The organism is Chitinimonas arctica, assembly GCF_007431345.1.
GTDB lineage: Bacteria > Pseudomonadota > Gammaproteobacteria > Burkholderiales > Chitinimonadaceae > Chitinimonas > Chitinimonas arctica.
The window spans coordinates 4,587,342-4,600,479 of record NZ_CP041730.1 but is presented as its reverse complement, the minus strand read 5'-3'; the positions used below and the strand labels follow the sequence as shown (position 1 = coordinate 4,600,479).

10 protein-coding genes are annotated in these 13,138 nt (G+C 62.0%); 4 read left to right on the top strand and 6 right to left on the bottom strand.

All coding sequences use genetic code 11. The features are described 5' to 3' along the window. The first annotated feature begins 82 nt into the window (after positions 1–82). Together FNU76_RS20985 and FNU76_RS20980 are read left to right on the top strand one after the other, a co-directional pair. Positions 83–2,407 (top strand): TonB-dependent receptor, encoded by a 2,325-nt coding sequence (locus tag FNU76_RS20985; RefSeq protein WP_144280011.1) that lies wholly within the window; start codon positions 83–85, stop codon positions 2,405–2,407. 167 nt (positions 2,408–2,574) lie between these two features. Next, positions 2,575–3,369, top strand: coding sequence for a CsgG/HfaB family protein (locus tag FNU76_RS20980; RefSeq protein WP_179958228.1), 795 nt, complete (start codon positions 2,575–2,577; stop codon positions 3,367–3,369). Positions 3,370–3,410: 41 nt separating this feature from the next. On the opposite strand, the gene FNU76_RS20975 is transcribed toward FNU76_RS20980, so the two are convergent. The 4 genes from FNU76_RS20975 to FNU76_RS20960 form a co-directional block, all read right to left on the bottom strand. Then, positions 3,411–3,884, bottom strand: coding sequence for an Lrp/AsnC family transcriptional regulator (locus FNU76_RS20975; protein ID WP_144280009.1), 474 nt, complete (start codon positions 3,882–3,884; stop codon positions 3,411–3,413). Positions 3,885–4,206: 322 nt separating this feature from the next. After that, entirely contained in the window at positions 4,207–4,989 is a 783-nt protein-coding gene (locus FNU76_RS20970; RefSeq protein ID WP_144280008.1) for a hypothetical protein, read from the bottom strand. A gap of 80 nt (positions 4,990–5,069) precedes the next feature. Then, complete coding sequence (locus FNU76_RS20965; protein WP_144280007.1) at positions 5,070–5,870, bottom strand: AraC family transcriptional regulator; 801 nt, start codon at positions 5,868–5,870, stop codon at positions 5,070–5,072. Further along, positions 5,860–6,768 (bottom strand): LysR family transcriptional regulator, encoded by a 909-nt coding sequence (locus tag FNU76_RS20960; RefSeq protein WP_179958227.1) that lies wholly within the window; start codon positions 6,766–6,768, stop codon positions 5,860–5,862. Before FNU76_RS20960 ends, FNU76_RS20965 begins: the two co-directional genes overlap by 11 nt. Positions 6,769–6,915: 147 nt before the next feature. Between FNU76_RS20960 and FNU76_RS20955 the strand changes: the two genes are divergently transcribed. Together FNU76_RS20955 and FNU76_RS20950 are read left to right on the top strand one after the other, a co-directional pair. After that, positions 6,916–7,890 (top strand): MBL fold metallo-hydrolase, encoded by a 975-nt coding sequence (locus FNU76_RS20955; protein WP_144280005.1) that lies wholly within the window; start codon positions 6,916–6,918, stop codon positions 7,888–7,890. 102 nt (positions 7,891–7,992) lie between these two features. Further along, positions 7,993–8,892, top strand: a complete 900-nt coding sequence (locus tag FNU76_RS20950; RefSeq protein ID WP_223879123.1) for a DMT family transporter — start codon at positions 7,993–7,995, stop codon at positions 8,890–8,892. A 45-nt stretch (positions 8,893–8,937) separates the two neighbouring features. On the opposite strand, the gene FNU76_RS20945 is transcribed toward FNU76_RS20950, so the two are convergent. Then, positions 8,938–10,293 carry a Fic family protein gene (locus FNU76_RS20945; protein WP_144280004.1) on the bottom strand — a complete coding sequence of 452 codons (1,356 nt, stop codon included), beginning with the start codon at positions 10,291–10,293 and terminating at the stop codon, positions 8,938–8,940. A gap of 183 nt (positions 10,294–10,476) precedes the next feature. Further along, entirely contained in the window at positions 10,477–13,002 is a 2,526-nt protein-coding gene (locus FNU76_RS20940) for an alkaline phosphatase D family protein (RefSeq protein WP_144280003.1), read from the bottom strand. Between the last annotated feature and the right edge of the window lie 136 nt (positions 13,003–13,138).

Sequence of the window (13,138 nt, the reverse complement as noted above, 5' to 3'; positions counted from 1 at the left end):
CGGCAAGCCGCGACAACGTGTCGCAGGCCGGTCATGGACGGCTTGCCTAGAATCGCGCCGTTTCCAGACCCGAGTCTTCAGCATGCGTTTTCGGCCCCTTTCCCTCGCCCTGCTAAGCGCGCTGGCCTACCAGGCCCAGGCGAGCGACGAAAAACCACTCGCAAAATCGCTGGGCGCCATTACCGTGACCGGCCAGCGGCTCAGTTCCCTGCCCACCAGCCTGCCAAGCACCATCGAAAGCGTGACGGCCCGCCAGTTGGCAGAAAGCACCAATGCCACCGACAGCGAAGATGCATTGAAGTATCTGCCCAGCCTGAATGTCCGCAAACGCTTCAACGGCGATTACGATCACGCCGTGCTGGCCAGTCGCGCATCCGGCACCGGCAATAGCGCGCGCTCGCTGGTCTACGCCGACGGTATTCTGTTGTCCAACCTATTGGGTAACGGCGCCAGTTTCACACCGCGCTGGGGCATGGTGGCCGCCGAGGAAATCGAAAGGGTCGATGTCTTGTATGGCCCGTTCTCGGCCGCCTACCCCGGCAACTCGGTGGGCGCGGTGGTGGATTACGCCACCCGCATGCCACGCGGCTTCGAAGCCCATTTCAAGCTGAACGGCTTCCAGCAGGGCTATCGCCAATATGGCACCGACAGTCGCTATCCGGGCGGCCAAGTTGGTGTCTCGCTGGGCAATCGCACCCAAGCCGGGTCCTGGTGGTTGCATGTCAGCCGCCTGGATAACCAAAGCCAGCCGATTGCCTTCAGCTATGGCAAGGCACCGGCGGCGGCCGGCACACCCGCCGTCCCTGTCAGCGGCGCCGTGGCGGATCGCAATCCGCGCCAGGCGGATTGGTGGATCCTGGGTGCGACCAACCAGGTCCATACGGTACAGGATCACGCCAAGATCAAGCTCAGCTACGATATCGCGCCGGCCATCCGGGCCAGCTACCTGCTGGGCTGGTGGCAAAACACCGCCCGCCGTGCGGTGGAAAGCTATCTGCGCGATGCCACCGGCCAACCGTATTACGGTAGCAAAGCCAATCCCGGCATTGCCCTGGGCGGTGCCATCCATACCCTGACCCCTGCCGACTTTGCGCCGGGACGCGGCCAACTGGCCCACCTGATGCAGGGCTTGTCGCTGAAACAACGCGAGCAGTCCGGCTTGGGCTGGGAAATGGCGGCCAGCCGCTACGACTATCGCAAGGACCAGCTCCGCGCCCCTACCGTCTTTATGCCGCAAGCGGAGACTGGCGGGGCCGGGCAACTGACCGACCTGGCCGGCAGCGGCTGGGACACCTTGGCGCTCAAAGCCGCCTGGCGCCCGGCCATGCTGCCCGACCATGCCTGGGATATGGGCGTGCAGACCGAACACTATCGGCTGCGTAGCCGGACCTCGCGTACCGCCGACTGGCTGAGCGGCGACGCGGTAGGCCCCTTGGCCAGCTTCCGGGGCGACACCCGCCTGCGCGGTATCTATGCGCAAGACAGTTGGCGGATCGCGCCCGAATGGCGCGCCACGCTGGGCGGTCGACTGGAGTTCTGGCAGGCCTATGGCGGCAGGCTGGGCTACCTTGCCAACCCGCGCGATCAGGCATTGCACCGACTGCCGCTATTCGAACGCCGCGAACGCCATTTCTCGCCCAAACTGGCCCTAGCCTATCAAGCCACCCCGGATTGGACCCTCAAGACCTCGCTGGGACGTGCCGTGCGCATGCCCACCGTGGCCGAGCTGTACCAAGGCACGGTGATCATGGATAAGGATGGCCAAGCCGGTATCGTCAACAACGATCCCACCCTGAAAGCGGAAAGATCCTGGACCGGCGAACTGACGGCCGAGCGAGCCCTGGAAAACGGCACGCTGCGGACCACGCTGTTCCACGAAGACAGCCGCGATGCGCTCTACGTGCAAATCAACGTCTTCGGTGCTACCCAGGTCAGTACGGTGCAGAACGTGGCGCATATCCGCACCCGCGGCGCGGAAATCGCCTATTCGGCCAGCGACGTCGGCAAGCAGGGGTTGGATGTGAGCGGCAGCCTGACCTACGCGCATTCGCGCATCGTGCGCAACGACAATTTCCCGGCCAGCGTGGGTAAATGGCAACCGCGCGTGCCGAATTGGCGCGCCAACTTGCTGGCCACTTACCGCCTTACCCCGCAGTGGTCGACCAGCCTGGGTATGCGCTACAGCGGCAAGCAGTATGGCAACCTGGACAATAGCGACGGCAATGGGGCTACCTATACCGGCGTAAGCCGCTATTTCGTCACCGATATCCGCACCCGCTACCGTCTGGACAAACACTGGAGTGCCGCGCTGGGCGTGGACAATCTCAACAATGCCAAGTACTGGGCCTACCACCCCTATACGCAGCGGACGGTGTTCGCCGAACTCAGGTTTGATCTGGAAGGTTAAGTGGCCGGGGCAGCGCGAGCCATGCGCGGTTCGGCCTTGCCGGAAAGTGATATTATGCCATTGGCAAGTGGCCATATTACCCATGCCAATGGCAAGGCGAGCCCGTATTTCCAGCCTCGTCCTGCTGTAAGATAGGAGCCCATCTCAATCACGACCTGTCCATTCAAATGAAAACCTCCGCTCTCCCCCTCCTTTTGCTGGCCGCGCTCGTAGGTTGCAAGCAAAGCGGTATCGAGACCGGCAACGCCGGCGGCATCGTGACCGGCGCGGCAGGACAAAAAGGCAGCAGCGGTGAATCGCGCAATATCGAGAAATGCGAAACGCCGCTGGCCACCATCGGCGTGATTGAAAACCCCAATGGCTACACCTACACCAGCGGCCGCGGCAACCTGCCGGAATCGCCGCTACCCCTGGTACGGATGATGTTGCAGCAAAGCGGCTGCTTCCGCCTGGTTGATCGCGGTCTTGGCCTGAAGGGATCGAAGCAGGAACTTGACCTGCAGGAGAGCGGCCTCACCCGGCAGAACACCACGGTCAATGTGCGCGGGAATGTGCTGGAAGCCCAATACATCCTCACCCCCACCCTGGTGTTCTCGGAGCAGAACGCCGGCGGCGGACTGGAAGGCATCCTGGCCCGTATTCCCGTGATCGGCCAGTTCGCCGGCCTGGCCGACCGGGTCAAGTTCAAGGAAGCCCAGGTGGTGTTGACCATCACCGACTCGCAGACCACCGAACAGCTGGTCGCCGCCGAAGGCTCGTCGCGCGCCACCGACCTGGGCACGGCCGGGCTGATGTTCGGCGCGGCCGGTGGCGCCGGCATGGCCGGCTGGACCAATACCAACGAAGGCAAGGTCGTTGCCGCCGCCTTCCTCGACTCGGTCAACAAGCTGATCCCGCACGTCCGCGACCTGGAAGCCAAGTCCATGCCGGCGCGGGTAGCGACCAAGAAATCGAATGGTTGATTGAATCCCGCCATGCCGGTCAGCGCCGGCATGGCGGTGTATCAAACCTGTAAGGACGATACCTTTTTCATACAGCGCAAGGCGAACATCGAGCGGCTATGGCGAATACCGGAAATCCGGTAAAGCTTTTCGCGCAGAAAGCGTTCGTAGCCGGCGGTACCATCCACGGCCACCTTGACCAGGTAGTCGTATTCCCCCGACACCAGGTAGGCCTCCAGCACCTCCGGCAATAGCGCCAGTTCCTCGCCGAAGCGGGCCAGGGCGTCGTCTTCGTGGCGATCCAAGGTGACTTCCAGCAGGACCGTGTCGGCATACCCCATCTTCTGCTGGTCGATCAGCGCTACATAGCCCTGGATATAGCCCTCGGTTTCCAACTGCCGGGTGCGATTCCAGCAGGCGGTGGTGGACAAGCCCACCAGCTCGGCCAGCTCGGTATTGCTCAGGCGGGCGTTCTTCTGCAGCTCGCGCAGTATCTTGCGATTGTGGGGGTCCAAGGTAGGGCTTTTCGCGCTCATCTGTACACCAGGGAAGATTATTAATGAATTTCCGCAATTACCGGAACAATATCCCTAAAACCCTGGCAAACACAAGGTGATTAGAAAGCCTATTCACACTGGCGAACGGTATATTTCCACCTAGCCTTTCTGTCCCGGCACCGCCCCCGCTCACGAGGTGGAAGGGATAAGCCCAGCCACCGTGAACCGGGGTTGCGAGCACATGCCGGCCGTATCGACAGCCATGGTGGGTCAGCGCCAAAGCCAATAGCATCGCGGCGCTGCCCCAAGGGATGGAAAGGTGGTTCCTGGCTTCACCCAACCGGGTAGATCTTTACACCCTTCAAGCGCGCAGATCGAGCCGGCCAGCCGGATCTTTTTCCGGCAACAAGTCCAGGTAGCGGCTGCCGCCAGGCAGGTCCAGCAGACGTAGCGCCAAATCACCCAACAGCGGCAAGGTGTCCCTGCCCGCCTCATCCTGGCCTTGCAGTGCGAACGGCAAGCGCACCGGCTCGCTGCTGAGCCGTTCCAACAGATCGGCCGCCGTACCGGCGAAGTCGGCCGCAAAGGGCCGGGCATTCGCTGCGGCGGGCTTGGCCGCGCCAAGACCGGTTTCCAACCCGGCAGGAATTGCCTGGTTGGAACGTTGCTCGCTCACCGTGGCCGATTGGCTGGATTCGTATCGTATCTCCATTTCAAACTCGAAACGACGCCCATCGGATGTGGTGATATAGCCATGCCCGAGGAATTGGCTGGCATCGTCCAGCCGGAAACCGGCCGCCCGCTGCGTGCCATTCGCATCGCTCCGGCTGGCGCTGAACGCGCTGAAAGACGATTGCGTGGCCAATGATGTCTGGTCGAAGGTGATGCTGGCGCCTTCGGCATCGTCGCCCAGCAGCAGGCCGGCGAATTGCCGCGCCAGCTGTCCGGCCATATCGGTCATGGCATCGTTCAGGCCGGCCACCCGCCGCGACAGGGTTTCCAGGCTACGGCTTTGCGCCGAACCGGTCTGAAGCTCGCCCTGGCTCTGCTGGCCTGGTGCGAGCTGGGTCGAACCCGGCTTGTTCGAACGTGTGGGGACTAGCGAACTGGGTAAGGCGTTGGATGGGATAGATGGTATTTTCATGATGCGCCTCCTGGCCGAGAACGATTTATCGGCTGCAAAGGCGCAAGACTTGAGGATTTTCCGACATATCAGGCAAAACTCTAGCTGGTCGGTGCCGCCTTGGCAGCGGCGATACGGCGGTATTGGTCCGGCGTGGTACCGGAAAGACGCTGGAACATCGCGATAAATGCCGAGGCGGTGCTGTAGCCCAGATCGAAAGCAATGGCCTGAATGGTCTGGCCCGCTTCCAGCGAGTCGATCGCACGCAGGAAACGCAGCCGCTGCCGCCATTCGCCCAGTGTCATGCCCAATTCGCGCTGGCAGTGACGGGCCAGGGTACGCTCCGTACTGTGGACATGGACTGCCCAGTCCGCCAAGGAGCGATTGTCGCCCGGGTCGGCCTGGAGACCTTCCAATACCGTGGCCAGGATAGGGGTGTCGGCAAAGGGCAGGTAGCGCATTTCCACCGGGGCCAGGTTCAGCTGATCCACCAGCACCTGAGCCAGCCGCAGATCGACATCCCGCTCCGGTACCTTGACATCCCTGTCGGCAAAATCGGCCAGGATCGCCTTCAGGATAGGGCTGATGATCAAGGTGCACGGCTGCGTCGGCAAACCGGCGCACAGGTCCAGCGCCAGATAAATCGAACGGTAGACGACGGCATAGCGGTTGTAGCAACTGTGGCGGGCATGCGGCGGAATCCATACCGCGTATTGCGGCGGCGACAAAAAACGCCGTCCGCTGATTTCCAGTTGCATCACACCGTTGGCCACGTAGTTCAGCTGCCCCCAGGCGTGGCTGTGCGGCGCCGAGTGGGTATCGGCGCCGAATTCATCATGGCGGAAATACACCGGCGCCGGCAGCGTGGTGAAGTCCGGAATGGCGAGATAGTTATTCGCCATGGCTGCCGTTCGGCACATCGCCGGCGAACAAGGGTGCCAGGCCGGCCAGTTGCTGTTGCAGGAACTGGTATACCAGCTTGATGCGGGCGGTATCGCGCAGATCAGGGTGGGTGAGTAGCCACAGTTCGCTATCCAGGCCTTCCAGCGGCCCGGTGACCCGTTGCAGCGCGGCATGCGTATCGCCGACAAAACACGGCATCAGCGCCACCCCCAGTCCTTCGGCGCAAGCTTGCCGCAGCACGGGGAAAGTATTGGCACGGAACGGCAAGGATTCGAGCGACACCATGCGCGACAACCACTTCAGCGAGCGATGCTGGCTCATGGAATCGTCCAGTGCCAGCCAATCATGCTCGGCCAGCCCCTGGCTTTCACCGTGGTTGGCCAGGTAGGCCCGGCTGGCGTAAGCGGCCATGGCCAGGCCGCCGATACGCTTGCCGATGAGCTCCTCGGGCGGCCGATGGGTAGGCCGGATGGCGATATCGGCGTCGCGCTTGCTGAGGCTTTGCATATCGTTGCTGGTGAATAGCTGGATGCTGATCTGCGGATGCAGCCGCCGGCAGCTGGCCAGAATCGGTCCCAGACAGCAGATGGCGATGCTTTCGGTCGTGGTGATACGCACCAGGCCGCTGGGCCGCAGATCGTGGCCGACCACCTTCAATAGCGAACGGGTCGCCAGCCGGTCGATCTCGGCGCCGACATCGGCCAGCTCCTCACCCGCCGCCGTGGCCACATAGCGGCCGGCCCGCCGCTCGAACAGGCGCACGCCCAGACCCGCTTCGATATTCTCCAAGCGCCGGAAAACCGTGGCATGGCTGACCGCCAGCCGCCTTGCCGCGCCGGCAAGCGTCGCGGTTTCGGCGATGGCCGCGATCAAGCGCAAATCATTCAGGTCGGTCATGGATTGCATTCTTGCAAATCAGGCTATCAATTATGTCGATTCATTTGCAGATTTGAAAGGGCTATGCTGAACACCACTTAACGCGAGCGTCTGTTCCAGCCTTGCCTATAGTGGCCATTTGGCCCTGATCAACACTGCGGAGTCATCATGAAAAAATCCCTCACCACCCTCACCGCCGTCCTGGCCCTCGCCTGGACCAGCCACAGCCAGGCTGCCGAACCGATCTGGGACGGCAACAAGGTCGAAATGGTCAGCGAGCAGTTGGCCCCCGGCGCCTACGCCTATTATCCGCAAGATGCCAAGGACCTGAACGCCAAGGGTGCCGCCGCCGCGACCAGTGGTGGGTTGATCGTCGGCAGCAAAGGCGCCTTGCTGATCGAAACCATGCTGAACAAGCGCTTGCACCAGCAGGTCATGGCCTTGAACAAGAAGAACCAGGCAAAAACCATTACCTACGCCATCAATACCAGCGCACATGGCGACCATTCCTACGGCAATATGTATCTGCCGGCGAACACCCGCATCATTCAGCACGCCAATACCCGCAACTATGTGTCGGCGCATCTGGAAGACGACAAAGCCTTTATGCTCAAGCACTTCGGCAACGGCCGCGGCATCGAGGAAATCCAGGCCCGCACCGGCGATATCCTGGTGCCCGCGGGCGGCAGTGTCACCGTGGATCTTGGCGGCCGCAGCGTGGACATCATCGACTTCGGCTTTGCCCAGACGGGTGGCGATCTGTTCGTATGGGACCCGGCCGCCAAGGTGATGTGGGCCGGCAATGCCATTATCGCCAGCAAGCCCGCCCTACCCTGGCTGCTGGATGGCCACCTGACACAAACCCTGGATACGCTGAACAAGGTCTACGCCTTCCTGCCGGCGGATGCCCGCATCGTCCCCGGCCACGGGGTACCGATGGACCGGGAAGCCCTGAAATGGCACCTCGACTACCTGAGTGCCGTGAAGCAGAACGTCCAGGCAGCCATCGACAAGGGCATGACGCTGGAGCAAACGGTCAAGGCCGTCGCCATGCCGGAGTTCGGCGGCTATAGCCTGTTTGGCTGGGTCCATCCCGGTCTGAATGTCCCGGCCGCCTATAAGGATCTCAGCAAGGCGCGTTAAGGCGGGGACGCCATCGTCCGGAATGGCGGATCGATTGTCCGAAATTCACTATATCAATTAGGACAGACAAGGAGACAATCCAGTCATCGATTGGAGGTCTCCTTGTTGCAATATGCCTTTCCCCTGCTGGCCGTACTGATTTGGGCCGGCAATACCGTCGTCAGCAAACTGGCGGCCGACGCCATCTTTCCCGCCGAGATCGGATTCTATCGCTGGCTGCTGGCCGGTGTGCTGTTTACGCCTTTCCTGCTCCGGCCGGTCCTGGCCAATTGGGCCGCCATCCGGCCCCACCTGGGCAAGATCGCCCTGCTGGGCATTCTCGGCATGGCGACCTACCAAAGCCTGGCCTACTATGCCGCCCATCTCACCAGCGCCACCAATATGGGCATCATCCTGTCGCTGATGCCCATGATGGCGCTGGCCCTCTCCATCGCCATGCTGGGCCAGCAACTCACGGCCGGCGCACTGGCCGGCGCGATACTATCCTTTGCCGGTGTCTTGATCGTGGTATCGGAAGGCAGCGTCGGCAGGCTGTTCGCCCATGGCATCGGCCTGGGCGACGCCTTGATGCTGGTCGCCAACCTAGCCTACGCGCTATACAGCGTGCTGCTGAAGAAATGGCAGCTGAAGATACCCGCCACGCAGCTGCTCTATGTGCAGATCCTGGTCGCCATCCTCGCTTTGTTGCCCTTGTACCTGCTCTCGCCCAAGACCGGCGTGAACAGCACCAACCTCCCCTACATCCTGTTCGCCGGCATCCCCGCCTCCATGGTCGCCACCCTGGCCTGGATACACGCGGTGGGCCGCCTTGGACCCAGCCGGACCGCCATCTTCTTCAACCTGCTGCCGGTTTTCACTGCCGTGATCGCGGCCTTGGTCCTACGCGAGCAACTGGCTGGCTACCATGTGCTGGGTGGATTGCTGACGCTGGCCGGGGTGGTCTTGAGCGGACGTTGGCCCATGCCGCTGACAGTGGGCGGTCGAGCGCGCGACGCGGTCTAGCCGCACGAAAAATCGCCGCAGATCGAACCCAAATTGCCGCTTCGATCAACGCCCCTGGGCTGCCTTCCACGCAAGCAATTCAGCGGGCCGCAAGCCATACCGCGCAAGTACACCCTCATGCAAACGTCCTAGCTCCTGCACGATCAGTGACTGAATATTCGAGCGGTCCGTCTCAGGGACCCCCACCACAGCCCGCTGGACGAGGGCGAGCGGTTCCAGCGTAGGTTGGGAAACGATATCCCGTATCGTCTGCTTGATCAGGTCACGATAAGCCAGGCGAAGGGGATCGGGCTCTGCCAAATCTTGTTTAATCGCAAGATATTCCTGCGTGGACCGTTCATAGGCCCACAAATAGAGATCGCGCAGTAACTCCACTCGACCCATTTCGTACACGCCCAAGATGGCAAGGCTATAGGCTCGTTCCGGTACATCCAGGAAAGTCAGCGGGCACAAATTGGCCCGGAACAGCGGCAGATTGGCGGCCAGGCGGGAAGTACGCTTGTTGATATCCGCAAAAGGCTGGAGATACGGCAAGTGCACCATCACAAAAAATGATTGCTCAAACGGATCTAAAATCTGCCCAGCCTTTTCCAGCAAGATTCCCAGCATTTCATCGATCTGCTGCGGCACGGATAGGGGTCGATACACGCTTTTGCCGATTTCTACCGCATGCTGTCGAATGCGCCCCTCATCGGCGGGGTTCGGCAGCAGGTTTTCCGACAGGGCGCTGTGCAAATTCATCAAGGTGAAGCGGTTGAATCCTGCCGTTTCGATATTCTCAACCAGCAACTCGATTGCGGACTTGTGGTTGAGAATCATCTGGGTTTCCAGCGTTCCCTTTCCCTGCGCCACCTGGCCATACTCGATCAGCTTGCGTGTATCGAGTCGGGAATAGGTATTTCCTTCCAGATGGCTGGATGCCCAGGACAAATCGATCAGCAAGCGGTTCAGGATCGCGCGGCTATAAGTGCCGGCCGGGCTAAGCATTGCGGCGGTTCTGCCCATTCGATGCAGCTGCCGCCGAAGTGGTTCGGCCAGATGGAAGGTCACATTGGGCTGATACGTCTCCAATAGGTCACGCTGATAACCCACCGGTCTACGCGCTACAACCGGCTGCTCAAGGTAAGTGACGATATCCAGGCTATCGACCGAAAGCTGGATAGAGGCATGAAAACCATCGGTACGAACTTCGGCAGGTGCCGGCGCCGCTGTCCCGGATGCACGATAATGCCGCGTCCTACCGGTACCGACAGCGACTAGTTTGTTTTCCTTCACCCACTCGTTGAGCCAACGCTGGGCAGTTCGACGGGGGACGTCGGGGTGCTGCAATAAAAGCTCCCCTATCGTCAGACCGGCGGTTGCGTTTAGGACGGTATCCAGTACTTGCGCGGCTGTAGACATGGCGGAATGGCGCGATTCGGCAGGAGAATGGCGCGATTGTGGCGCGATTACGCTAATCGCGCCATTTTTGTGGCGCGATTGTGGCGCAATTAATCAGCAGGTCGCTAAGGAAAAGCGTTACTTACAAGCCGCACTAACGACAAAGCCCCGCATCAGCGGGGCTTTGTCTGCTTACCAGCCTTCTCAGGCCACCGTCACCGCCGCAACATCCTTCATCACCGTCGCCGTGGTGGTTTTCGCCACAACCGTGGCCGGCGCCGTCCCGCCCACCAGCTTGTTAACCTGGCGGAACTCGCAGCTCAGCTGAGCGGATGTCACCGTTACCACCATATAGCCCTGGGCATCGGTGTTGACCAGCTTCAGCCATGGATTGCTGTTGAGGCTGGCAAGCTGCTGTGCCAGCGGCAGCAATTGGCCGGTAAAGGCTGCGCTGGCCTGCAAGCCGCCCAGCACGGCGCTGGTGGTGGCGTCCAGCTGGACTTCCGGCAGCCCGAGCTTGCCCAACTCGCCGCGCAATTGCACCCGCAGGCTGTCGGCCAGGCTGGCGGCCGTCGGCGCGGCCTTGCCCATGGTGTAGTCGAGCAGGTTGACATTGAGGTTGACCGTGCCCAGGCCGGGCACCGGCACGGGCAGCGGGTAGTAGACCAGGGTGGCCAGGCTGGCGGACAGGCTGCCTACCGCGCTCTTCAGATAGCTGAAGAAGGAGTCGGAGCTGATCCCTGCCGTCACCAGGTCGACCATGACGGGGGTACCGCCACCGCTGCCGGTGAAGTTGTCGCTGACCGCGCCGGCGAAGAAGGAGTGGATATCGCCGGTCAGGGCGACCACATTCTTGATGCCGGTGGACTTGATATGGTTCATCAGGTCCTTGCGCTCTTCGTTGTAGCCGTCCCACTGGTCGGCATTCAGCAGGAACTTGGTGAAGAACGGTGCCAGGGCAGCTTGCTGGCCGGCCGCGATCACGAAGGGCGAGTTCTGCTTGTTGGCTGCTACATCCGGCTTGATATAACCGAAGGCGATGGTCTGGGCGGCGGCGGCCACTTGGGCCGTGGCGCCACCTGCTGCGGCAGCCAGGGCCGCGTTGAATGCGGCCACTGCGATGCCGGCTTGCGGGGCGCTCAGGCCGGCGCCAACGGCGGCGGCGCCCTTGTCGCCACCGGTTGCGGCAGCAGTAGCGATCGCGGTGCCCGCCGCGCCGGCAGCGGCTTGCGCAGCGCCGGCGGTCACGGCCGCCACGATGGCGCCGGCCACCGGCACATTGCCGCCGGTCAAAGCCAGGGCGCCCGAGATATTGCCGGCCAGGGTGCTTACCGATTGCAAGGCCAGCAAGGTCGCGATGGCATTGCTACCGTCCACGCCCATGCGCATCAGCGAGACTTCGTTGCCCCACAGCTTCCAGGCCGCCGGCGAGGACTTCATCGTGTCCTTCCACCAATTGCGCTGGCTGGTCCCCAGCATGGAGACAAACACCAGCGGATCGGGCAAGCCCAGCCGCTTGGCACCGTCGATCTTCAGCGCCTCGGCGCCGTACAAAGTGGCTTCCGGCACCATGTAGCGGCTGCCGATGCTGCCGACCTGCTGGCCGGTGGCGGGGTTGACGGCCGCTTCCGGGATCATATGGTCGCTGCGGTACAGGCGCTCGTCGGTCATGATCAGATGCGCCAGCTTGCCGAACTGCAGGTCGCGGTAGATACGGATGTTTTCCACGCCCGCTGCCAGCGAGGTAGTGAAATAGATATCGGCCGGCATGAATTCGAACCAGGCCTGGTTGGCGCTGCGGCGACGAAGCGGCTGGTGGGTATTGTCGCTGGCGGTCGCACTGAAAGTGCCGTTGCCATAGGTCTCGGCGTCGCCCCAGCAATCGTCGGAGAACTCGTGGTCGTCCCAGATGGCGACCATGGCAAAGCGCTCGTGCACGGCCTGCAAGCGGCTATCGGTGCGGTATTGCTTGTAGAGGTAGCGATAGTCGGCCAGGGTGGTGGCGTACTTGGCTCCGGACGTCCCGCTTTTGAATGTGCCGTTCGGCAGCACCAGTGCGGTATGGCGGCTTTCGACCGCACCGACCTGGAAGCCCTCGCCGACGGTTTCGTAGATGTAGTCGCCCAGGTGGACCATGAAGTCGAGGTCCTGGCCCAGCACATCGCTGTAGGCACCCCAGTGATTGATGCTCCAGTCCTGGCAGGTCATCACGGCGAATTTCAGTTTGGCGATATCGGCATCGCGGGCCGGCGCGGTCTTGAAACGGCCGACGCGGGAACGGGCATCGCCGGCGACGAATTGGTAGTAGTAGGTCGTGCCGGCCGCCAGGCCGGTCACCTTGTGGCGGATGGTATTGTCGTAATCGGCATAGACCGGCACGGTGGCATTGACCGCCATGGTGCCCTTCAACTCGCCATTGCTACCCAAGCCGGCGCTGTTGTCGGTAGCGGTCACCAGTACGCGTACACTGAAACTGGCCGGGGTCGCGGCGCTCGCCACATCGTCGGCGCTGCTGGGCACCACCCGCGTCCACAACATGATGGCGTCCGGCTGCGGGTCGCCCGAGGCGACGCTTTGCGGAAACTTCCAGGCGCTGCCGGTGGCGGCGGTGGTGTCGGGTAGCCCGGTCGTACTGGCCGAGTCATCGCCACTGCCACAGCCGGGCAGTCCCAGGGTGGCGGCCGAGGCCGTGACAAAGCCACCGACTTTTAAAAACTGCCGTCTATCCATCTCATCTCTCCATCTTTTTTTGGTGGGCACCACGCGACCGGTCCGGATCGGATCGGACTCAGCCAAGCGATTGGTCGAACAATGATAAGGAATTCAAGCTAACACCCCAGCATGTCCGCAATGTTGCAGTGCGATG

Coding starts and splice junctions, on each gene's coding strand:
- FNU76_RS20945 (WP_144280004.1), bottom strand. CDS start 10,293: ATGTCTACAGCCGCGCAAGTACTGGATACCGTCCTAAACGCAACCGCC.
- FNU76_RS20985 (WP_144280011.1), top strand. CDS start 83: ATGCGTTTTCGGCCCCTTTCCCTCGCCCTGCTAAGCGCGCTGGCCTAC.
- FNU76_RS20975 (WP_144280009.1), bottom strand. CDS start 3,884: ATGAGCGCGAAAAGCCCTACCTTGGACCCCCACAATCGCAAGATACTG.
- FNU76_RS20970 (WP_144280008.1), bottom strand. CDS start 4,989: ATGAAAATACCATCTATCCCATCCAACGCCTTACCCAGTTCGCTAGTC.
- FNU76_RS20980 (WP_179958228.1), top strand. CDS start 2,575: ATGAAAACCTCCGCTCTCCCCCTCCTTTTGCTGGCCGCGCTCGTAGGT.
- FNU76_RS20940 (WP_144280003.1), bottom strand. CDS start 13,002: ATGGATAGACGGCAGTTTTTAAAAGTCGGTGGCTTTGTCACGGCCTCG.
- FNU76_RS20960 (WP_179958227.1), bottom strand. CDS start 6,768: ATGACCGACCTGAATGATTTGCGCTTGATCGCGGCCATCGCCGAAACC.
- FNU76_RS20965 (WP_144280007.1), bottom strand. CDS start 5,870: ATGGCGAATAACTATCTCGCCATTCCGGACTTCACCACGCTGCCGGCG.
- FNU76_RS20955 (WP_144280005.1), top strand. CDS start 6,916: ATGAAAAAATCCCTCACCACCCTCACCGCCGTCCTGGCCCTCGCCTGG.